This is a genomic window from Streptomyces sp. NBC_01288 (assembly GCF_035982055.1).
GTDB lineage: Bacteria > Actinomycetota > Actinomycetes > Streptomycetales > Streptomycetaceae > Streptomyces.
Map to the genome: position 1 here is coordinate 2,220,520 of NZ_CP108427.1, position 21,849 is coordinate 2,242,368.

The following is a 21,849-nucleotide window of genomic DNA, read 5'->3' on the forward strand; positions in this document are numbered from 1 at the left end:
ACCCCCGGCCGAATGATCGACAGCACCACCGAAAGGAACACCGAGATGTCGCTCTCTTCCGCGACTCTGCTCAACTCCGTCGCCCTGAGCCCGGACAGTCCACCGCTGCTGCACGCCGACGTCGGCTCAGACCCGGTCGGCTGGGCCGCCGGGCACCGTGCGGCGCTGCGGTCCGTCGTCGCCGAGCACGGCTGCGTCCTGGTCCGCGGGCTCGGCCTCGCCGATCCGGCCGGGGCCGAGACCGTCTTCCGGCGGCTCACCGACTCCCTGATGGCGGACCGGGAGCCGTTCGCGCCCCGCCGTACGTACGCGGAGGGCGTGTACTCCGCCACGAAGTGGCCGACCGACCAACCGATGTGCCAGCACCACGAGTTGAGCTACGCCCTGGACTTCCCCGGCCTGCTGCTCTTCGCCTGCCTGGAGGCACCGACGCAGGGCGGCGCGACCCCGGTCGCCGACGCCGAGGCGGTCCTCCAGTCGCTGCCCGCGCCGCTCGTCGAGCGGTTCGAGCGGGAGGGCTGGATGCTGACCCGGACGTACCACGAGGAGATCGGGGCGTCGGTCGCCGAGGCCTTCGGCACCGACGACCGTTCCGTCGTGGAACGTTACTGCCGCGCCCAGGGCATCGAGTTCACCTGGCAGCACGACGGTTCACTGCGCACCCGCCAGCGCCGCGCCGCCGTGCTCCGCCACCCGGTCACCGGACGGCGCTGCTGGTTCAACCAGATCGCGTTCCTGAACGAGTGGACGATGGAGCCCGAAGTGCGCGAGTACCTCGTCGACGTCTACGGCGCGGACGCGCTGCCCTTCAACACCCGCTTCGGAAACGGCGATCCGATCGACGCCGACATCGTGACGACCATCAACGAGGCCTACGACCGACACGTGCGGCGCGCGCCGTGGCGGTCCGGGGATCTGCTGCTGGTGGACAACATCCGTACCGCGCACGGCAGGGAGCCGTTCGAGGGGCCGCGCGAGGTGCTCGCCGGGCTCGGCGATCCGGTGCGGCTGACGGACCTCGCCCCGTCGGCCGGCGGGAGGGCGGCATGAGCATCGACACACCGTCGTTCTCGGTCATCAGCGGCGAACAGGTCCAACAGGCCCTGACCGGGCGGGAGTCGGAGATCGGCGCCCTCGTGGAGGCCACCTACCGGCTGCACGGCGCGGGCGACTCGGTGAACCCGCCGTCGTACTTCCTGCGCTTCCCGGACCGTCCTTCGTCCCGCATCATCGCGCTGCCCGCCTCACTCGGGGGGCCGTTGCGGGTGGACGGGCTGAAGTGGATCTCCAGCTTCCCTGGGAACACCGGGTCGGGGCTGCCCAGGGCGTCGGCGGTGCTGATCCTGAACGACCCGGACACCGGCTATCCGTATGCCTGCCTGGAGAGTTCGGTGATCAGCGCGACCCGTACGGCGAGTTCGGCGGCGCTCGCGGCCGACAAGCTCAGCCAAGGACGCGAACGGCCGTTGCGGGTCGGGTTCGTGGGGACGGGGCTGATCGCCCGCTACATCCACACCCATCTCCGCGCCACCGGCTGGGAGTTCGAGGAGACGGGCGTGTACGACCTGTCCGCGGACAGCGCGGAGGGGTTCCGGGGGTACCTGGAGCGGTCGGGTGCGCCGGGGCGGGTCACCGTGCACGACAAGGCAGAAAGCCTGGTCCGCTCCAGCGACTTGCTGGTGTTCGCGACGATCGCCGGCTCGCCGCATGTGCACGATCCGGCCTGGTTCGACCATCATCCGCTGGTCCTGCACGTGTCGTTGCGGGATCTCGACCCGGCGATCCTGCTCGCGTCCGCGAACTTCGTGGACGACGTCGAGCACTGCCTGAAGGCCGACACGTCACCGCATCTGGCCGAACAAGCCACCGGGGGGCGGGAGTTCATCGACGGCACGCTGGACGACGTACTGACAGGCCGCGTGAGCGTACCGACCGACCGGACGGTGGTGTTCTCGCCCTTCGGGCTCGGGGTGCTCGACCTCGCGGTCGGCAGGTTCGTCCATGACGAAGTGGTCCGACGGGGCGAACTCCACGTCGTCGACGGGTTCTTCCACGAGCTGCGCCGGTACGGCTGACGGCGATCGTGGCGCACCACTAGGGGGAAAACATGGCTGTTATTTCCGATCCCGCGGAGTTCAACGAGGACGACCTCTACGTCGACCTGCGGGCAGCACTGGAACTGCCGCTCTATCTGAAGTGCGAGGGGTTCAACTTCGCCGGCTCGGTGAAACTCAAGGCCGCCACCGAGATGGTGAACGCCGCCGAGCGGGCCGGCATCCTGCGGCCCGGCTCGGTGCTGGTCGAGTCGTCGTCCGGCAACCTGGGGGTGGCCCTGAGCGTGATCGCGGCGAGCCGCGGTTACGGGTTTCTCTGCATCACCGACAGACGCTGCAACGTGCCCACGGTGCAGCTGATGGAGGCGCTCGGCAGCCGGGTCCACGTCATCGACCAGCCCGACGCGCACGGCGGTTTCCTGGGCGCCAGGATCGCGTACGTGCGGGCGCTGTGCGCCTCCGACGAGCGGTATGTGTGGCTCAACCAGTACACGAACCAAGGGAATTGGCGGGCGCACTACCGCACCACGGCACCCGCCATCGCCCGCCGGTTCCCGCAGCTGGACGTGCTGTTCGTCGGCGCCGGCACCACCGGGACGCTGATGGGCTGCGCGCGCTGGTTCTGGCAGTGGCGGCGCCGGGTGCGGATCGTCGCCGTGGACGCGGCCGGTTCGGTCACGTTCGGCGGGGAGTCCGGGCCGCGGCTGATCCCGGGCCTCGGTACCAGCGTGGCGCCGCCCTTCCTCGACACGTCGTACATCGACGACGTGATCCATGTCGGGGAGCCGGACACCGTGGCGACCTGCCGTCGGCTGGCCGCGCGGGGCTTCCTGTTCGGCGGGTCCACCGGCACGGTCGTCAGCGGGGCCGAGCAGTGGCTCGCCCGCAACGGCCGGCACGGCACGACGGCGGTGGCGATCGCTCCTGACCTGGGCGAACGCTATCTGGACACCGTGTACCGCACCGGCTGGCTGGAGGAGGAGGCGCCCGAGACCGCGATGCTGGCGGCCATGTCCCGCTCGGCCTGACGCCCGCGACGGCGGTTGTGCCAGGGTGGAGATCCACCGCACCGCAGGGTGGAGATCCAGACCACCGCCGTCCCCACGGGTAGGTTCCAGCCATGGCACGCACCACCCACACCGTGACGAACCAGACTCCCCCACTGGTCGGATACGACGTCTTCACCGCCGACCGCGTCCTGACGGAGGCGGTCGAGCGGCACACGGCACCCGGACTGCTGGACGAGGTCCGGGACGACCTCTCGGCACTGGGCCGCGCCGCCGGTTCGGCCCAGCTCCAGGAGTGGGGTGCGCAGGCCAACGACAACCCCCCGGGCCTGCGCACCCACGACCGCTACGGCCACCGGATCGACGAGGTCGAGTTCCATCCGGCCTGGCACCGGCTGCTCGGCAAAGGCGTGTCGGCCGGACTGACCGCCGCCTGGGACCGGCCCGCCGGACATGTGCGGCGGGCCGCGGGATTCCTCGTCTGGACCCAGGTCGAGGCGGGCAACTGCTGCCCGCTGTCGATGACTCACGCGGCGGTGCCCGCACTGCGCGCCGACCCCTCGCTCGCCGCCGAGTGGGAGCCCCGGCTGACGTCCATGGTCTACGACCGTGAGCTGCGGCCCGCCCATCTCAAGGCCGGGGTGGTCTTCGGGATGGGCATGACGGAGAAGCAGGGCGGCAGCGACGTCCGCGCCAACACGACGGAGGCACGCCCGCTCGCCGAGGACGGAACGTACGAGCTGACCGGCCACAAGTGGTTCTGCTCGGCACCCATGTCCGACGGCTTCCTGGTGCTCGCGCAGGCACCGGGCGGGCTCACCTGCTTCCTGGTCCCCCGGGTACTGGCGGACGGGACCCGCAACGTGTTCCTCCTCCAGCGCCTCAAGGACAAGCTCGGCAACCGGTCGAACGCCTCCGCCGAGGTCGAGTTCGACGGCACCTGGGCCCGCCGGGTCGGCGACGAGGGGGCCGGGGTGCGGACCATCATCGGGATGGTCGCGGCGACCCGGCTCGACTGTGTGCTCGGCTCGGCCGGTCTGATGCGGCAGGCCGTCGCACAGGCCGTCCATCACGCCGCCCACCGCGAGGCGTTCGGCGGCAAGCTCCTCGACAAACCGCTGATGCGCAACGTGCTGGCCGACCTCGCCCTTGAGTCGGAGGCGGCCACCACGCTCGGACTCCGACTCGCGGCGGCCTACGACGACGGTGGCGAACAGGAGCTGGCGTTCCTGCGGTTGGCGGTCCCGGCCGCCAAGTACTGGGTCACCAAGCGCTGTTCATCGGTCGCGGTCGAGGCGGCGGAGTGCCTGGGCGGCAACGGATACGTCGAGGAGTCCGGACTCCCGCGCCTGGTACGGGAGTCACCGCTCAACTCCGTCTGGGAGGGCGCCGGAAACATCCAGGCCCTCGACGTACTGCGGGCGTTGCAGCGTGAACCGCAGGCGCTGAACGCCTTCCTCGTCGAGGTCGGCCGGGTGCGCGGCGCCGATCACCGGCTGGACGGGGCGATGAAGAACCTGCTCGCCGAGTTCGCGGATCTGGAGGGCATCGAGGGCCGCGCCCGGCGCGTGGTCGAGCGGATGGCGTTGGTGCTTCAGGGGGCACTGCTCGTGCAGCACGCGCCGCCGGAGGTCGCCGACGCGTTCTGCGCCTCCCGGCTGGGCGGCGACTGGGGCTCCGCGTTCGGCACCCTGCCGCCGAGCCTGGACCTCACGTCGATCGCGGAACGGGCCCGGCCGGCGGTCTGAGCCGACACCGGCACAACGCGAGGGTGGTGCTGCGCCGACACGGCACCACCCTCGCAGCTGGGACAAGTTTCGGACACCGTACGGCTGTTCACCAGGGTTGCAGAGGGTTGCAACTTGGCGGCTTCTGTGTCCGGACTGTCTCCCTCCGTCACCGCGGAGCGGCACTATGAGACCAACAGTCGATACGAGAACAGCAGTCGACGACACGAGAACAGCAGTCGATACGGGACCGGAGAGAAGGACCCATGGCGAACCCGCCGGCCGGACTGCCGCGGCGCACCACCGTCGACGCGGCGCGGACGGCCCGGATGTTGAGCGACGCCCGGCACGCCACCCCCTTCGGACAGCGCGCCCGCACCGCTCCGCGCCCGGTGATCGAGGAGTCCTGGGAGCGCGCGTTACGCGGCGGGACCCACCCCGACCGCGATCTGCGGACCGGGCTGCTGTCCCGCGAGGAGGTCGAACGGCGGCGCGGCACAAGCCCGTTACGGCATGTCCTGCCGGTGCTGCGGGAGGGGCTGGTGTCGGTCGCGGACGCCGCCCACCACATCGTGCTGGTCGCCGACGACGAGGGCCGCGCGCTGTGGCGGGAGGGCAGCGCGGCCGTGCTGCGCAAGGCCGACGAGGTCGGCATCGAGATCGGCACCGACTGGCGCGAGGACGTCATCGGCACCAACGGCGTGGGCACCCCGGCGGTCGTACGGCGGCCCGTGCAGGTCTTCGCCGGCGAGCATCTCTCGCGCGCGCTGGCCACGTTCACCTGCGCGGGGGCCCCGATCACCGACCCCAGGGACGGCCGGCTGATCGGTGTCGTCGATGTCAGCGGCCCGCTGGAGACCATGCACCCGGCCACCCTCGCCTGGGTCGACTCGGTGGCCAAGCTCGCCGAGGCCCGGCTGCGCGAGCTGCACATGACCTCGCTGGAGCGGCTGCGCGCGGTGGCGGCGCCGATCCTGCCCCGCATCGGCGGCCGGGCCCTGGTGGTGGACCGGGACGGCTGGACGGCGGCGGTCACCGGGATGCCGTACGTGAAGCGGATCGCGCTGCCCAAGTCGCCTTCCGGGGGCCGCCGTTGGCTGCCGTCGCTCGGACTGTGCTCCCTGGAGCCGCTGGCCGGGGGCTGGTTGGTCCGCGCCGCCGACGAACCGGAGCCCGGCACCGCCCGGATCGTCCTCGACCTCGCCCTGCCGCGCCGCTGGTCGGTGACGGTCTACGGCAGCGCGGGCTCCTGGACCCGTGAACTGAGCCCCCGGCACGCCGAGTTGCTCTACCTCCTGGCCCTGCACCGCACCGGCCGCAGCGCGGCGGCCCTGGCCGAGGACATGTTCGGCGACCCGGGCCGCACGGTGACGGTGCGTGCCGAGATGTCGCGGGTACGGCGCTATCTCGGGGCACTCCTGGAGCACCGGCCGTACCGCTTCCGTGAGGACGCGGAGGTCGAGGTGCTGCTGCCGGACGACCCGCGGGAACTGCTGCCGCACTCGACGGCACCCGGGGTGACCAGGGGGCGGACGTCGACCCAAGTGCCGTAGCGCAGAAGTCGGTTTATGTGCCGCGGCCCGGACGGCGGGAGCCTGCCGGGGGCGGAAGCGCGGGTCAGGGCGCTGCTGCGGACAGGTGGCGCAAAAGGCGCGTCCGGCTGCATCTTCCGCATATTTGCGGGGTCTTACCCCTGGGGCGGCCCTGACTGCCGTAGCATCCCTGTACGGGCCACCCCACCTGCTCCCTGGTCAACGCACGGATCACCTGGCGCAGTTGGCTCGCCTCGGGAGGACACTATGAGTGCACGTGGGCGACATCGCCGGCGCAGGCGGGGCAGGGCGCTGCGCGCCGTGCTCACCGGGGCCGCGCTCGGCCTCACCGCGGCCGCGACGATGATCAGCGCCTCGCAGGCGACGGTCGGTTCCGATCCCGGGGCGCTGAAGCCCCTCACCTCGGCCTCCGATCTCGGCGCGTTGCAGCTGCGGGAGAGACTGGAGCCACAGCAGTCCCTGGACCGGCTCTCCTCGGCGATGGGCCGCCCGGTGGGTGTCGGCGCCGTCCTGGAGAGCGCCGACCACACCCTGCGTGACGCCTCGGACTGCACGAGCGACGAGAAGTCGGCGCTGCCCGTCGAACCGGCGGCCACGCGCGCGTACTGCTGGGACAGCGGCGACGCGGCCGACCCGGCCTGGACGCCCCGCTCGGTGACCACCTCGGGCGACGCCGACGAGGACGGCTGGTGGGGCTCGAACCGGGTGATCCTCTCCGGCTGGAGCGCGAACACCCGCGGCCTGGCCAAGGTCGCCTTCGTGAACGCCGCCGACACCGCTCATCTCACCTACACCTGGGCCCTCCTCGCCGTACCGACGGACGGCGGGCGTGACTATCGAGGGCTCGCCTCCAAGATCTCCGGCATGGTCTGGTACGAGGACAAGCTCCTGGTCACGACCACGAGCGGGACCCGCGACGCGCTGTACGTGTACGACATGAACCGCATCCAGCGCACCACGGTGACGGCCTCCGCGGTCGGCCGAGTGCGGGACGGCTGGTCGGCGGCCGGGTACCGGTATGTGCTGCCCGCGGTCGGGTCGTACCGGCTGACCGGCGGCAAGGCGGCCGTACGGCCCGCGGGTCTGTCCCTGGACCGGAGCACGGTGCCGGACAGTCTGGTCGCGAGCGGGGAGAAGCGGCTGTGGCGCTACTCCTTCAGCGGGGATCCCGCGCGTCCGGGGCTGCTCGCCACCGACTCGGCGGGCCGCGCGTCGGCCGACGAGGCGTACGCGACGAAGGTCGACGGCGCCGGGGGCGTACTCGCGGACCGGTCCGCCTGGTACGTGGGCGGCACGGCCGGGACGGACGGCGGCCGGGGCTCGATGTGGCGCCAGGACGAACACGGCGCCAAGGCCACCGAGTGCGGGGCCGACGAGACACACCAGTGCTGGAGCCCGCAGACCGACTCCCTCTCCTACTGGCAGGAGACCGGCGAGGTCTGGTCGGTGTCGGGGCGGATGCTGTTCGCGCTGCCGCTGAACTCGATCGACAGCTCGCTCGACTGATCAGCTGATCGACAGATCCCCAGGTCGGATGATTCCCTGACGGGCATGACGAACATGCCGGTGACCACCTGGTCCCTGGAGCAGACCGACCCGAACGACCTCCTCCCGGCCATCGCGCCGGAGGGGGACGTGCGGATCGCCCGCTCCGAGCTGCCCTCCCCCGAGTTCAGCCGCTATCTGTACGCGTCCGTGGGCGGGGACATCCTCTGGATCGACCGGCTGCACTGGACGTTCGCGCAGTGGCGGGAGCACCTGGACCGGCCGGGCGTGGAGACCTGGGTCGTGTACGACCGGGGCACGCCCGGCGGGTATCTGGAACTTGAGCCGCAGGACGACGGGGTCGTCGAGATCGTCTACTTCGGTCTGGTCCCCACCTTCCGCGGCCGCCGCCTCGGCGGCCACCTCCTCTCCTACGGCGCCGCCCGTGCCTGGGACCTCGCCGACCGCTGGCCCGGGCGGGCCCCCACGAAGCGGGTCTGGCTGCATACGTGCAGCCTGGACGGCGTGCACGCGATGGACAACTATCAGCGCCGGGGCTTCAAGCTCTTCGACACGCAGGTCGAGGAGGTGACACAGGCGCCCACCCCGGGCCCCTGGCCGGGCGCCTACCGCGCCTGACCTGCGCCGACAAGACCGCGTGCGCGGCTTGTGACCGATGACACCCTCGTCTCACATAGCGGGACCAGGGTGTCCGCATGGCGGACGAAGCTGGACTGTGTCCAGAACGCCGTGACACGCTTCCGTCATGTCCGGAACTGGAATTGCCTTGGTGAGTCGGCGGCACGTCGACCTCGGCCGCATGTCCAGCGCCATCTGTCCGGCGGGCTAGCCGAGCCGCAGCACCGCCGGTTTTCCCCGTATCTGCCTCATACTGCGCAAAGACGCGCGCGTATGCCCGCATGCGCCCGTACACGCAGGTCAGAGCCGATCACCCGCCTGTCCCGGAGGACGTAGAACCATGGCCGCCACCCCCGAGAACCCTGCAGCCGCAGCGCCCCGCCGCAAGGTGAGCCGTCACCGCGGTGAGGGTCAGTGGGCAGCCGGACACTTCACCCCGCTCAACGGCAACGAGCAGTTCAAGAAGGACGACGACGGTCTCAATGTGCGGACACGCATTGAGACGATCTACTCCAAGCGCGGGTTCGACTCGATCGACCCGAACGACCTCCGCGGCCGTATGCGCTGGTGGGGGCTGTACACCCAGCGCAAGCCCGGGATCGACGGCGGCAAGACCGCGATCCTGGAGCCGGAGGAGCTGGACGACAAGTACTTCATGCTGCGCGTCCGCATCGACGGCGGCCGGCTGACCACGGACCAGCTCCGCGTGATCGGCGAGATCTCGCAGGAGTTCGCGCGCGGCACGGCCGACCTCACGGACCGGCAGAACGTGCAGTACCACTGGATCCGCATCGAGGACGTGCCCGAGATCTGGAACCGCCTGGAGGCGGTCGGCCTCTCCACCACCGAGGCCTGCGGCGACACCCCCCGCACCATCCTCGGCTCACCCGTCGCCGGGATCGCCGAGGACGAGATCATCGACGGCTCCTCCGCGATCGACGAGATCCACCGCCTCTACATCGGCACCAAGGAATTCTCCAACCTGCCGCGCAAGTTCAAGACCGCGATCTCCGGCTCCCCGCTGCTGGACGTCGCCCACGAGATCAACGACATCGCGTTCGTCGGCGTCGACCACCCCGAGCACGGCCCTGGTTTCGACCTGTGGGTCGGCGGCGGTCTGTCCACCAACCCGAAGATCGGCGTCCGGCTCGGCGCCTGGGTCCCGCTGGACGAGGTCCCGGACGTCTGGGCCGGCGTGATCGGCATCTTCCGCGACTACGGCTACCGGCGGCTGCGCACCCGCGCCCGCCTGAAGTTCCTCGTCGCCGACTGGGGCCAGGAGAAGTTCCGCCAGGTCCTGGAGGACGAGTACCTCAAGCGCAAGCTCGTCGACGGCCCCGCCCCCGCGCAGCCGGTCCAGCGCTGGCGCGACCACGTCGGCGTCCACCGCCAGCAGGACGGCCTGTTCTACGTCGGTTTCGCCCCGCGCGTCGGCCGCGTCGACGGCACCACGCTCACGAAGATCGCCGAGCTGGCCCAGGCGCACGGCTCGGGCCGACTGCGCACGACGGTCGAGCAGAAGATGATCGTGCTCGATGTGGCGGAAGCACAGATCGAGTCGCTGGTGGAGGGCCTGGAGGCACTGGGTCTCACCGCCAAGCCCTCCCCCTTCCGGCGCGGCACGATGGCCTGCACCGGCATCGAGTACTGCAAGCTGGCGATCGTCGAGACGAAGCAGCGCGGCATCACGCTCATCGACGAACTGGAGCGCCGCATCCCGGAGTTCGACGAGCCGATCACCATCAACATCAACGGCTGCCCGAACGCCTGCGCCCGTATCCAGGTCGCGGACATCGGTCTCAAGGGCCAGTTGGTCCTCAACGACGAGGGCGAGCAGGTCGAGGGCTTCCAGGTGCACCTCGGCGGCGCCCTCGGCCTGGAGGCCGGCTTCGGCCGCAAGGTCCGTGGCCTGAAGGTCACTTCGGAGGAACTGCCCGACTACGTCGAGCGGGTCCTCACCCGGTTCCAGGAGGAGCGCGAGGACGGCGAACGCTTCGCCGCCTGGGCGACGCGCGCCAGTGAGGAGTCCCTCACATGAGCGAGCGGGCGGCTCCCTTCTACTGCCCCTACTGCGGCGACGAGGACCTGCGTCCGAGCGAGCAGGGTCATGGCGCGTGGGAATGCGCGGCATGCAATCGGGCCTTTCAGCTGAAGTTCCTCGGGCTCCTCGCCCGGGGACTCCGGCAGACCGACGCAGGGGGAGACGAGATATGACGACGACTCAGAAAGCGCGCCCCACCGACGACTTGAAAGCCCTGGCCGAGCAGGCGGGCCGCGACCTGGAGGACGCCTCCGCGCTGGAGATCCTCCAGTGGGCGGTGAAGACCTTCGGCAAACAGTTCTGTGTGACCTCCTCGATGGAGGACGCGGTGGTCGCCCACCTCGCCTCCCGCGCGATGCCCGGCGTCGACGTGGTGTTCCTCGACACCGGCTACCACTTCCCCGAGACCATCGGCACCCGCGACGCGGTCGAGGCCGTGATGGACGTCAACGTCATCACACTCACCCCGCGCCAGTCCGTCGCCGAGCAGGACGCCGAGTACGGTCCTCAACTGCACGACCGCGACCCGGACTTGTGCTGCAAGCTCCGCAAGGTGCAGCCCCTGGAGCAGGGCCTGACCAAGTACGCGGCCTGGGCGACCGGGCTGCGCCGCGACGAGTCCCCGACCCGGGCGAACACCCCGGTCGTCGGCTGGGACGAGAAGCGCCGGAAGGTCAAGGTCTCCCCCATCGCCCGCTGGACCCAGGACGACGTGGACGCGTATGTCGCCGAACACGGCGTCCTCACCAACCCGTTGCTGATGGACGGCTACGCGTCCGTCGGCTGCGCGCCCTGCACCCGCCGGGTCCTGGAGGGCGAGGACGCCCGCGCCGGCCGCTGGGCGGGGCGCGGGAAGACCGAGTGCGGGCTGCACGAATGACCATCACCGAGAAGGAGTCGCACGTGACGACCGGAGCCACCGTCTGGCTCACCGGACTGCCCAGTGCCGGCAAGACCACCATCGCGTACGAGCTGGCAGACCGGCTCCGCGAGGAGGGCCACCTCGTCGAGGTGCTCGACGGCGACGAGATCCGCGAGTTCATCTCCGCGGGCCTCGGCTTCAGCCGCGAGGACCGGCACACCAACGTGCAGCGCATCGGTTTCCTCGCCGAACTGCTCGCCCGCAACGGCGTGTTGGCGCTCGTCCCGGTCATCGCGCCGTACACCGACAGCCGCGAGGCCGTCCGCAAGCGGCACCAGGAGAGCGGCGCCGGCTACGTCGAGGTGCATGTGGCGACCCCGGTCGACGTGTGCTCCGTACGCGATGTGAAGGGTCTCTACGCCAAGCAGGCCGCCGGTGAACTGACCGGGCTCACCGGGGTCGACGACCCGTACGAGGAGCCCGAGTCGCCCGACCTGCGGATCGAGTCGCAGCACCAGACCGTGCAGGAGTCGGCGGCGGCTGTCCACGCGCTGCTCACCGAGAGGGGACTGGCATGACGACGACCGTTGCCAAGGCCGAGGACGGTACGGACACGCCGTACGCCCTCTCGCACCTGGACGCCCTTGAGTCCGAGGCGGTGCACATCTTCCGTGAGGTGGCGGGTGAGTTCGAACGGCCGGTGATCCTCTTCTCCGGCGGCAAGGACTCCATCGTCATGCTGCACCTCGCGCTGAAGGCGTTCGCGCCCGCCCCGGTGCCGTTCACGCTGCTGCACGTGGACACCGGACACAACTTCCCCGAGGTCCTCGAATACCGGGACCGTACGGTCGAGAAGCACGGCCTGCGCCTCCATGTGGCCTCCGTACAGGACTACATCGACCGCGGCGTGCTGCGCGAACGCCCCGACGGGACCCGCAACCCGCTCCAGACCGTGCCGTTGACCGAGAAGATCCAGAGCGAGAAGTTCGACGCGGTCTTCGGTGGCGGTCGTAGGGACGAGGAGAAGGCGCGCGCCAAGGAGCGGGTGTTCTCGCTGCGGGACGAGTTCTCGCAGTGGGACCCGCGTCGGCAGCGGCCGGAGCTGTGGAACCTCTACAACGGGCGGCACGCGGCCGGTGAGCACGTCCGTGTGTTCCCGCTGTCCAACTGGACCGAGCTGGACGTCTGGCAGTACATCGCCCGTGAGGGCATCGAGCTGCCCGAGATCTACTTCGCGCACGAGCGTGAGGTGTTCGCGCGGGACGGCATGTGGCTGACCGCCGGTGAGTGGGGCGGGCCGAAGGAGACCGAGACGGTCGAGAAGCGGCTCGTCCGGTACCGGACCGTGGGCGACATGTCGTGCACGGGTGCCGTCGACTCGGACGCGGTGACGCTGGAGCAGGTCATCACCGAGATCGCCGCGTCCCGGCTGACCGAGCGGGGCGCGACGCGTGCCGACGACAAGATGTCCGAGGCCGCGATGGAAGACCGCAAGCGCGAGGGGTACTTCTAACCATGAGCACCATCACGACCGAGGAGCTCTCGGCCACCACGCTGCTGCGGTTCGCCACGGCGGGCTCCGTCGACGACGGCAAGTCCACTTTGGTCGGGCGGCTGTTGCACGACTCCAAGTCGGTGCTGACCGACCAACTGGAGGCTGTGCAGCGGGTGTCGGCCGACCGCGGCCAGGACGGGCCCGACCTCGCACTGCTCACCGACGGCCTGCGGGCCGAGCGGGAGCAGGGCATCACGATCGACGTGGCGTACCGCTACTTCGCCACGCCCCGGCGCCGGTTCATCCTCGCCGACACGCCCGGTCACGTGCAGTACACCCGCAACATGGTGACGGGTGCCTCCACGGCCGAGCTGACGGTGATCCTCGTCGACGCCCGCAACGGCGTCGTCGAACAGACCCGGCGCCACGCCGCGATCGCCGCGCTGCTGCGCGTCCCGCACGTGGTGCTCGCGGTCAACAAGATGGACCTGGTCGAGTACAAGGAGACCGTGTTCGCCGCGATCGCCGAGGAATTCACCGCGTACGCCAGCGAGTTGGGCGTCCCGGAGATCACCGCGATCCCGATCTCGGCGCTGGCCGGCGACAACGTGGTGGACCCGTCCGCGAACATGGACTGGTACGGCGGGCCGACCTTCCTGGAGCACCTGGAGTCGGTGCCGGTCGCCCACGACCTGAGCCACTGCCACGCGCGACTGCCCGTGCAGTACGTGATCCGGCCGCAGAGCGCCGACCTCCCGGACTACCGGGGGTACGCGGGTCAGATCGCGGCCGGCAGCTTCCGCGTCGGCGACCCGGTGACGGTCCTGCCCTCCGGGAGCACCACGAAGATCTCCGGCATCGACCTGCTCGGCAAGCCGGTCAGGACCGCGTGGACCACGCAGTCGGTGACGATCCTGCTGGAGGACGACATCGACGTCTCCCGCGGCGACCTCATCGTGCCCAGCAAGGACGCCCCGGCGACCACGCAGGACATCGAGGCGACGGTCTGCCATGTCGCCGACGCGCCGCTGACCGTGGGCCACCGGGTGCTCCTCAAGCACGGCACCCGCACGGTGAAGGCGATCGTGAAGGACATCCCGTCCCGGCTCACGCTCGACGACCTGTCCCTGCACCCGCATCCGGGACAGCTCGTCGCCAACGACATCGGCCGGGTGAAGATCCGCACCGCGGAGCCGCTGCCGGTCGACTCGTACGCCGACTCGCGCCGTACGGGCTCGTTCATCCTGATCGACCCGGCCGACGGCACCACGCTCACCGCCGGCATGGTCGGCGAGTCGTTCGCGGCGCCCGAGCCGGTCAAGGACGCGTCGGACGAAGACGGTTGGGACTTCTGACCATGAACTCCACGGACTTCTACTCCACGTTCGCGAAGGAGGGCGGCCGCGTCGGCAGCGGCGCCCTCGGCAGCGGGCAGGGCGGGGTGGCGCGATGTGCGTGCTGACGTACGCGCACTGCCTGCGCGCCCAGTCCCCCCACCCGACGTCCCGGACGCGACGAAAACGAAGACCTGCCGACCTCCCGGCCACGACCTGAGACCGTGACCGCCGGGCCAACGAGAGGAACACCTCCCGTGCCTGCCAACCGCTCGACCTACCTCCGTCGCGGCATAGCCGTGTTCGCCGCGCTCCCTCTGCTCACCCTCGCCGCCTGCGGTTACGGGTCGGACTCCAAGAGCACCAACTCCAAGGAGAAGGTCGCCGCCGGGTCCTCGAAGATCGAGGGTCTCGCCTCCGTGAAGATCGGCTACTTCGGCAACCTGACCCACGGGACCGCGCTGGTCGCCCGTGAACAGGGCCTGTTCCAGAAGGAATTGGGCGCCACCAAGGCCGACTACGCCACCTTCAACGCGGGCCCGTCCGAGATCGAGGCGCTCAACTCGGGCTCCATCGACATCGGTTGGATCGGCCCCTCCCCGGCGATCAACGGGTACACCAAGTCCGACGGCAAGAGCCTGAAGATCATCGGCGGTTCGGCGTCGGGCGGCGTGAAGCTGGTCGTGAACCCGAAGAAGATCAAGTCCCTGAAGGACGTCAAGGGCAAGAAGATCGCGACGCCTCAGCTGGGCAACACGCAGGACGTGGCGTTCCTCAACTGGATCGCGGACCAGGGCTGGAAGGTCGACGCGCAGAGCGGCAAGGGTGACGTCACGGTCGTCCGCACCGACAACAAGATCACCCCGGACGCCTTCAAGGCCGGTTCGATCGACGGCGCCTGGGTGCCGGAGCCGACCGCGTCGAAGCTGGTCGCCGAGGGCGGCAAGGTGCTGCTCGACGAGTCGACGCTGTGGCCCGACAAGAAGTTCGTGATCACGAACATCATCGTGTCGCAGAAGTTCCTGAAGGCGCACCCGAAGGTCGTCGAGGCGGTCCTGAAGGGCTCGGTCGCGGCCAACAAGTGGATCAACGCCAACCCGACGGAGGCGAAGGCCGCGGCGAACAAGCAGCTGGAGGCCGACTCCGGCAAGGCGCTGCCCGCCAACGTCCTGGACCCGGCGTGGAGTTCGATCCAGTTCACCAACGACCCGCTGGCCGCCACCCTCAACTCCGAGGCGGAGCACGCGGTGAAGGCCGGTCTGCTGGAGAAGCCCGATCTGAAGGGCATCTACGACCTGACACTCCTCAACAAGGTCCTCAAGGCGGACGGCGACAGCACGGTCGACGCCGCCGGCCTCGGCACGAGCTGATCGAGGGATCCCGATGACTTCCCAGGAGGTGACGACCATGGCCACGACCCTCGCCAAGGAGACCACCGCGTCGGTCGAGCACGCGGCACGCCTTGAGCATGTCTCGAAGTCCTTCGCGACGCCGCGCGGGCAGCAGCTCGTCCTGGACGACATCAGCATCGATGTCGCGCCGGGCGAGTTCGTCACCCTCCTGGGGGCCTCGGGCTGCGGCAAGTCCACCCTGCTGAACCTGGTGGCGGGCCTCGACAAGCCCTCCGCCGGGTCCATCACGACGGACGGCCGCCCCGCGCTGATGTTCCAGGAGCACGCCCTGTTCCCCTGGCTCACCGCGGGCAAGAACATCGAACTCGCCCTGAAACTCAGGGGAGTTCCGAAGGAGGAGCGGCGCGGCAGGACCGAGGAGCTGCTCGAACTGGTCCGGCTCCAGGACGCGTACGGCAAGCGGGTGCACGAGCTGTCCGGCGGTATGCGCCAGCGCGTCGCCCTGGCCCGCGCGCTCGCCCAGGAGAGCCGCATCCTGCTGATGGACGAGCCGTTCGCGGCCCTCGACGCCATCACGCGGGACGTCCTGCACGACGAACTGACCCGTATCTGGGGCGAGACCGGCCTCTCCGTCCTGTTCGTCACGCACAACGTGCGCGAGGCGGTACGGCTCGCCCAGCGGGTGATCCTGCTGTCCTCCCGGCCCGGCCGGATCGCCCGCGAGTGGACGGTCGGCATTCCGCAGCCGCGCCGCATCGAGGACGCGCCCGTGGCCGAACTGTCCCTTGAGATCACCGATGTACTGCGTGGGGAGATCCGCCGTCATGGCCAGCACTGAGACGACGACGGTCAAGGACGGCGGCAGCGTCGAAGCGGGCCTGGACGCACTGGAGTTCACGGCCACCGGCCGGCCGAGCCTGCGGCAGACCTTCGTCAACAAGATCTTCCCGCCGATCGTCGCGCTCGCGGTGGTCATCGTGGTGTGGCTGATCCTGACCCCGATCGTCGACGACCCGAGCAAGCTGCCCTCGCTGAGTTCGGTGGGCGGCGAGTTCAAGGACGCCTGGCTGAAGGGCGATCTGCTCGGCTACATCTGGACCAGCGTCTCGCGCGGTCTGCTGGGCTTCTTCTTCGCGCTGCTGATCGGCACCCCGCTGGGGCTGCTGGTGGCGCGGGTGAAGTTCGTGCGCGCGGCGATCGGCCCGATCCTGTCCGGCCTCCAGTCGCTCCCTTCGGTGGCGTGGGTGCCGCCGGCCGTGATCTGGCTGGGTCTGAACAACTCGATGATGTACGCGGTGATCCTGCTCGGCGCGGTCCCCTCGATCGCCAACGGCCTGGTGTCCGGCGTCGACCAGGTGCCGCCGCTGTTCCTGCGCGCGGGCCGCACGATGGGCGCGACCGGCGTCAAGGGCGTCTGGTACGTCACACTGCCGGCGGCACTCCCCGGCTATGTGGCGGGGCTGAAGCAGGGCTGGGCGTTCTCGTGGCGCTCGCTGATGGCGGCGGAGATCATCGCCCAGTTCCCGGACCTGGGCGTGGGCCTCGGCCAGTTGCTGGAGAACGGCCGTACCAACAGCGACATGTCCATGGTGTTCGAGGCCATCATCCTGATCCTGTTCGTCGGTATCGCCATCGACCTGCTGATCTTCAGCCCGCTGGAGCGGTGGGTGCTGCGCAGCCGCGGTCTGCTGGTGAAAAGCTGAAGTCCTGTGCACCAGACGCCTGTTCTCCTCGTCATCGCCCACGGCAGCCGCGACCCGCGGCACGCCGCGACCGTCCACGCCCTCGTCCGGCGGGTACGGTCGCGGCGGCCCGGGCTGCGCGTCGAGGTCGGCTTCCTGGACTTCAACATCCCTTCCGTGCAAGGCGTGTTGGAGTCACTGGCAGCGCAGGGTGTGCGTGACGTCGTAGCCCTCCCGCTGCTGCTGACCCGCGCGTTCCACGCGAAGGCGGACATCCCCGCCGTCCTGCGGGACGCGCCGCCGCAGCTGCGGATCAGGCAGGCGGAGGTGCTGGGACCGTCGCCGCTGCTGGTGCGCGCGCTCGAACGGCGGCTCTACGAGGCCGGGTTGACGCCCGCCGACAAGTCCTCCACCGGCATCGTGCTGGCCTCGGCGGGCTCCACCGACCCCGAGGCGATCGCGGTGATCGACGACCTCGCGCGGGAGTGGTGGCACACCGGCTGGCACGCCGTACGCCCCGCGTTCGCCTCCGCGGCGCTCCCCCGCACCGAGGACGCGGTCCGCGAACTCCGGGCGCTCGGCTGCCGCCGGATCGCGGTCGCGCCGTACGTCCTCGCGCCCGGCTTCCTGCCCGACCGCATCGCGCGGGGCGCGGCGGAGGCGGACGTCCTCGCCGACGTGCTGGGTCCGGCGCCCGAGGTGGCGCGGGTGCTGCTGGAGCGCTACGACGCGGCCAGGGCGCCGCTGCTCGCGGCCGTCGGCGCGTAACGCCTTCACGGTTACCGCCTTCACGGTTCCCACCTGCCCGGTTTCCCGGAAAGAGGTCTCCCCCGGCCCCCGGATCTGCTGGGATGGTTCCTCCGAGGGCTAGGAGTTGTCTTCAAATGTCACGCCCACATCAGGAGCGATGCGAGGGTGACGGCTGCCTGGTAGGACTCGGCGGTCTTGTCGTAGCGGGTAGCGATGCCGCGCCACTGCTTCAAGCGGTTGAAGCACCGTTCCACGACGTTGCGTCGCTTGTAGAGCTGCTTGTCGAAGACCGGCGGGCGCCCGCCTCGGCTGCCGCGCCGGAGCCGGTTGCGGACCTGGTCGGACCGCTCGGGAATGGTGTGACCGATGCCCCGCCGCCTGAGCCACGTGCGGATGGCCCGGGAGCTGTAGCCCTTGTCGCCCAGCACATGGGCGGGCCGTGTGCGGGGCCGTCCCGGGCCGATGCGGGGCACCCGGATGGTTTCCATCATGGCGGTGAACTGGGTGCAGTCGTTGGTGTTGCCGCCCGTGAGGGTGAAGGCGAGCGGGCGGCCCACGCTGTCGCAGGCCAGGTGGATTTTGCTGGTCAGGCCGCCTCGGGAGCGTCCGAGGCCGGGACTGCGGGCCCCCTTTTTCGGGCCCCGGCGGCGTGCTGGTGGGCGCGGACGACGGTGGAGTCGACCGACACCAGCCAGTCAATGTCCCCGGCCGCGTCGGCGTGCGCCTGGGCGGCCCGGAGCATGCGCTCGAAGGTGCCGTCCAGCGCCCACCGGCGAAAGCGGGTGTGCAGGGTGGCCCACGGGCCGTACCGCTCGGGCACGTCCCGCCAGGCCGTCCCGGTACGGAACTTCCACACGATCCCGTTCAGCACCCTGCGGTCGTCCAGCCGCTTCCGGCCCCGCAGCGACACCGGCAGCAGCGGCCCGACGAACTCCCACTCGGCATCGGACAGTTCATGGCGACGTATCACCCCACCATGATCCACCACTCAAGATCTTTTGAAGACACGGCCTAGTGGGGAGCAAGTACACGTGGCGGGTAGGGAGTTCGGGCATCGTGAAGGGCCTGTGCCGGCCCAGCTGCACTACACCTCGGGGCCGTCCGGCTCGGAGGATTCGGGCCCCCGGTTCACGGCGGTCGGCGCGGAGGTGTCGCCGGGGGTGCTGCGGGAGGCCGCGCGGCTCCTCGGGTACGAGCCACCGCCCGACAGCCCGCGGCAGCCCGACGCCGAGCAGCTCAAGAGGTTCCCCACGGTTTTCGGCTTCAGTGAACTCGCCGACGGCGGGCGGCTGTTGAGCCGTTCCGTGTGCACCGGCACGGACTGGGCAGGAGGCCCGGTATCCTTCCACACGCACGCCGTCCTGCTGCCGGCCGGGACCCGGCTGCCGGACGGTGTCCTGCCCATCTCCACCTGGGAGTCCCCGCGTTGGGCCGATTCGACTCCCGCGGACGGCAGGCCCGATCCCGTCGACCGTGTCGAACCTTCCGGACTGCTGCGCAAGGAGGCGTTGGTCCCGTTCGCGGTGTCCCGGGCCGAACGGCTCGCCGCGTTCTTCGCCGATCTGCGGGCGGTCGCCGCGGACCCGGGTGCCGGGCAGATCGTGGTCGTGGAGCACGACAGCGCCGACGTGGCCCGGTGGATAGCGCTCGCCTGCACGGTCCTGCCCCGCGAACAGGCGCACCGGCTCACCTTCACGACGTACACCCGCGACCCCCGGCAGACCCGCCAGCAGCTCGTCGGCGCGCTGCCGTCCTCCGAGCCCGTCACCGACGACGGGCGCTACCGCGTGCACAACTGCACGGGCCGGCAACCGTCCGGGCCGGTCGCGGACACCTGGGCCGAGGTGTGCGCCCGAGTCTGGCGTGCGGGCCGCCCCGACCTGTTCCACAACGACCCCGAGGATCTGGGCCCGTTGGCGGTGTCCGCCCTCGTCGCGGGCATCGACCTGCGTACGGACGCCCGTGCGGTGGCGGCGAGTTGGGCTGCCGAGCAGGTGGACGCACTGTCCGACGACAGGCTGACGGCGTTGGTCGCCGGGCTGTGCGGCAGCCCGGTGCCGCATCTGGGCTCCCGCTCGACGGCCCTGCCCGGCGAGGCCGAACAGGCCGCCCTGGCAGTCCTGTTGGCCCGACTGGACGGGCGCGTACCGGCCTCGGTGTCGGGGCCGCTCGCCGCACGCGTACTGGCGTCGGCGGTCCTCGCCCGGGGACCGGTGCCCGCACTGCGAGCGGGATCCCTCACCGCACGGGCCCACGACGACCTGGCCCGCGATCTCGCGCCCGCACTGCGGGCCGGCATCGCGGACACGGCCGAACCGGCCGCCGGGCGACCCCTCGCACTGCTGCGGTCCGCCGACCTCCTCGACGTCGACTGCCAGGACCAACTCCCGGAGCTGGCCGAGCGGTTGGCCCGGGAGCTGGTGGACACCCCGGCCACGAACGCGACGACGGGCAGCGCCACGAAGCCGTCACCGGAGCCCACCGGCACCCGTCATGGCGGCGAGCCTCCCGCCGACGGCTGCCCGACCGCCCTCCTCGACGCGGTACACACTCACCCCGGCCTGCGGGTGGCGCTGTTCGGCTCACTCGACACGCTCGCCTCGGCCGAACCACCAGCTGTGGCGCGGGTGTTGAGGGACTCGGGGCTTCCGCTCCGCCTCCAGCAGTCGGGCTTCCCTCACCTACGGATGTGCGCCGCACCCGCTGCCACACCTGCGGAGTCCGCCGACCGGCTCGACCGTTTCCACGGGTTGCTCCGCACGGCAGGGGTCTCGCCGCACGCCGACCCGACGGTCCTGCGCACGGCCCTCCGTCTCACCTGGTCCGACGACGAACTGCCGACCGGCCAGGAGGCGGGCCTGCTGCTGAAGGAGCTGGGGTCCGACTCCCACCGTGCCGCCGGTACAAGGGAGTTGCTGATCGAGGCGGCACTCGCCGCACCCCCGGACGACCGTGACGCACCGGCGCTCGCCACGGACCTGCTCCGCTGCTTCACCACGGAGTTGCGCCCCGGTCAGCGCACGGCCCTGCAACTCCTGGAGTTCACCGGGCTGTTGGGCACCGCGAACGAGGGCGAGGAATGGATCGGCCGGGTACTGAGCCTGAAGGCCGACGCCGCGGAACCGATCCCGGAGACCGTCACCGACCGCGCCTTCGAGGCCCTAGCCTGGCGGCTCCTGAAAGGACCGGCACCGGCGAACGAGCTGTACGCCCTGGCCCCTTCAGCCGAGCCGCGCCTCCTCGCGGCGTACGAGCGGGCGGGCCGCTCGGACCAGGTGAGCGAGCGGCTGCGGACCGGGCCCGCGTATGTCGCCGCCCGGTTCTGCGACTGGAGCGCGTTCCCGGGAACCGATCCGGCCTGGGACGAGACCCGTACGGCGCTACTGACCAAGGTGCTGCGGCCGATCGTCCGGGCGCTGACGGCAGAAACCCAGGGCGAGGTCCAGACGGCACTCGATCACGCGGGCCGCGGCAAACTCGACGCCTTCCACGCCTGGAACCGCCCCGGCGCACTGGGACGCCTCGCAGGACGACTGTCCGGACGGGGCCGGCGCACCGAACAGCCCGGCACGTGAGCGACCGACCCTTGCCGACCAAGGCGTTGCGGCCGGTCGTGCGGGCACTGCCCACCGAGAACCAGAGCGAAGTCGAAGCGGCGCTCGATCACGCAGGCCGCGGCAAACTCGACGCGTTCCACGCCTGGAACCGCCCCGGCACGCTAGGGCGCCTCGCGGGACGGCTGCCAGGACGGGGCCGGCGCGCCGAACAGCCGGGCACGTGAGCGACCTTGGGACGTGACCGGCCCGGCGATCGATCAGCGACCGGGCTCGGTACATGACCAGCCCGGCGATCGATAGGGAAGTGCCGC

Annotated in this window: 20 protein-coding genes and 1 pseudogene; 20 read left to right on the forward strand and 1 reads right to left on the reverse strand. The window is 70.7% G+C overall.

Translation table 11 applies throughout. The features are described from left to right. Positions 1-45: 45 nt before the first annotated feature. The 18 genes from OG194_RS09730 to OG194_RS09815 all read left to right on the forward strand — a co-directional run bounded on the left by OG194_RS09730 (position 46) and on the right by OG194_RS09815 (position 17,999). On the forward strand, positions 46-1,050 hold the full coding sequence (locus OG194_RS09730) for a TauD/TfdA family dioxygenase (protein WP_327400454.1): 1,005 nt from the start codon (positions 46-48) through the stop codon (positions 1,048-1,050). After that, a complete protein-coding gene (gene sbnB, locus OG194_RS09735; RefSeq protein WP_327400455.1) occupies positions 1,047-2,075 on the forward strand; it encodes a 2,3-diaminopropionate biosynthesis protein SbnB in 1,029 nt (342 codons plus the stop codon). The genes OG194_RS09730 and sbnB overlap by 4 nt, the downstream gene beginning before the upstream one ends. A 32-nt stretch (positions 2,076-2,107) precedes the next feature. Continuing rightward, entirely contained in the window at positions 2,108-3,082 is a 975-nt protein-coding gene (sbnA, locus tag OG194_RS09740) for a 2,3-diaminopropionate biosynthesis protein SbnA (protein WP_327400456.1), read from the forward strand. A gap of 92 nt (positions 3,083-3,174) precedes the next feature. Next, a complete protein-coding gene (locus OG194_RS09745; protein WP_327400457.1) occupies positions 3,175-4,809 on the forward strand; it encodes an acyl-CoA dehydrogenase family protein in 1,635 nt (544 codons plus the stop codon). A 245-nt stretch (positions 4,810-5,054) separates the two neighbouring features. Beyond that, positions 5,055-6,341, forward strand: a complete 1,287-nt coding sequence (locus OG194_RS09750) for a helix-turn-helix domain-containing protein (protein WP_327400458.1) — start codon at positions 5,055-5,057, stop codon at positions 6,339-6,341. A gap of 246 nt (positions 6,342-6,587) precedes the next feature. Then, complete coding sequence (locus OG194_RS09755) at positions 6,588-7,847, forward strand: hypothetical protein (RefSeq protein ID WP_327400459.1); 1,260 nt, start codon at positions 6,588-6,590, stop codon at positions 7,845-7,847. Between the two features lie 45 nt (positions 7,848-7,892). Beyond that, positions 7,893-8,465, forward strand: coding sequence for a GNAT family N-acetyltransferase (locus tag OG194_RS09760; protein ID WP_327400460.1), 573 nt, complete (start codon positions 7,893-7,895; stop codon positions 8,463-8,465). A 127-nt stretch (positions 8,466-8,592) separates the two neighbouring features. Next, complete coding sequence (locus OG194_RS09765) at positions 8,593-8,676, forward strand: putative leader peptide (RefSeq protein ID WP_309500612.1); 84 nt, start codon at positions 8,593-8,595, stop codon at positions 8,674-8,676. Positions 8,677-8,805: 129 nt separating this feature from the next. Further along, the gene (locus OG194_RS09770; RefSeq protein WP_327400461.1) at positions 8,806-10,503 is read left to right on the forward strand and encodes a nitrite/sulfite reductase; all 1,698 of its coding nucleotides are present in this window, start codon (positions 8,806-8,808) and stop codon (positions 10,501-10,503) included. Continuing rightward, positions 10,500-10,679, forward strand: a complete 180-nt coding sequence (locus OG194_RS09775) for a hypothetical protein (RefSeq protein WP_033281522.1) — start codon at positions 10,500-10,502, stop codon at positions 10,677-10,679. The genes OG194_RS09770 and OG194_RS09775 overlap by 4 nt, the downstream gene beginning before the upstream one ends. Further along, positions 10,676-11,386, forward strand: coding sequence for a phosphoadenylyl-sulfate reductase (locus OG194_RS09780; protein WP_327400462.1), 711 nt, complete (start codon positions 10,676-10,678; stop codon positions 11,384-11,386). Before OG194_RS09775 ends, OG194_RS09780 begins: the two co-directional genes overlap by 4 nt. 23 nt (positions 11,387-11,409) lie before the next feature. Then, positions 11,410-11,946 (forward strand): adenylyl-sulfate kinase, encoded by a 537-nt coding sequence (cysC, locus tag OG194_RS09785; protein WP_442811787.1) that lies wholly within the window; start codon positions 11,410-11,412, stop codon positions 11,944-11,946. Continuing rightward, a complete protein-coding gene (gene cysD / locus OG194_RS09790) occupies positions 11,943-12,881 on the forward strand; it encodes a sulfate adenylyltransferase subunit CysD (RefSeq protein WP_327400464.1) in 939 nt (312 codons plus the stop codon). The genes cysC and cysD overlap by 4 nt, the downstream gene beginning before the upstream one ends. Before the next feature lie 2 nt (positions 12,882-12,883). Further along, positions 12,884-14,218 (forward strand): sulfate adenylyltransferase subunit 1, encoded by a 1,335-nt coding sequence (locus OG194_RS09795; RefSeq protein ID WP_327400465.1) that lies wholly within the window; start codon positions 12,884-12,886, stop codon positions 14,216-14,218. A 236-nt stretch (positions 14,219-14,454) separates the two neighbouring features. Then, positions 14,455-15,567, forward strand: coding sequence for an aliphatic sulfonate ABC transporter substrate-binding protein (locus OG194_RS09800; RefSeq protein ID WP_327400466.1), 1,113 nt, complete (start codon positions 14,455-14,457; stop codon positions 15,565-15,567). Between the two features lie 37 nt (positions 15,568-15,604). Next, entirely contained in the window at positions 15,605-16,387 is a 783-nt protein-coding gene (locus OG194_RS09805; RefSeq protein WP_327407029.1) for an ABC transporter ATP-binding protein, read from the forward strand. Then, a complete protein-coding gene (locus tag OG194_RS09810; RefSeq protein ID WP_327400467.1) occupies positions 16,374-17,252 on the forward strand; it encodes an ABC transporter permease in 879 nt (292 codons plus the stop codon). Before OG194_RS09805 ends, OG194_RS09810 begins: the two co-directional genes overlap by 14 nt. Before the next feature lie 6 nt (positions 17,253-17,258). Next, complete coding sequence (locus OG194_RS09815) at positions 17,259-17,999, forward strand: sirohydrochlorin chelatase (RefSeq protein WP_327400468.1); 741 nt, start codon at positions 17,259-17,261, stop codon at positions 17,997-17,999. A 119-nt stretch (positions 18,000-18,118) separates the two neighbouring features. Here OG194_RS09815 and OG194_RS09820 read toward each other — a convergent pair. Beyond that, positions 18,119-18,948, reverse strand: a pseudogene (locus OG194_RS09820) (IS5 family transposase). A gap of 100 nt (positions 18,949-19,048) precedes the next feature. Between OG194_RS09820 and OG194_RS09825 the strand changes: the two are divergent. Both OG194_RS09825 and OG194_RS09830 read left to right on the forward strand, forming a co-directional pair. Then, the gene (locus OG194_RS09825) at positions 19,049-21,556 is read left to right on the forward strand and encodes a GTPase-associated protein 1-related protein (RefSeq protein ID WP_327400469.1); all 2,508 of its coding nucleotides are present in this window, start codon (positions 19,049-19,051) and stop codon (positions 21,554-21,556) included. Beyond that, a complete protein-coding gene (locus tag OG194_RS09830) occupies positions 21,553-21,762 on the forward strand; it encodes a hypothetical protein (protein ID WP_327400470.1) in 210 nt (69 codons plus the stop codon). Before OG194_RS09825 ends, OG194_RS09830 begins: the two co-directional genes overlap by 4 nt. Positions 21,763-21,849: the final 87 nt, after the last annotated feature.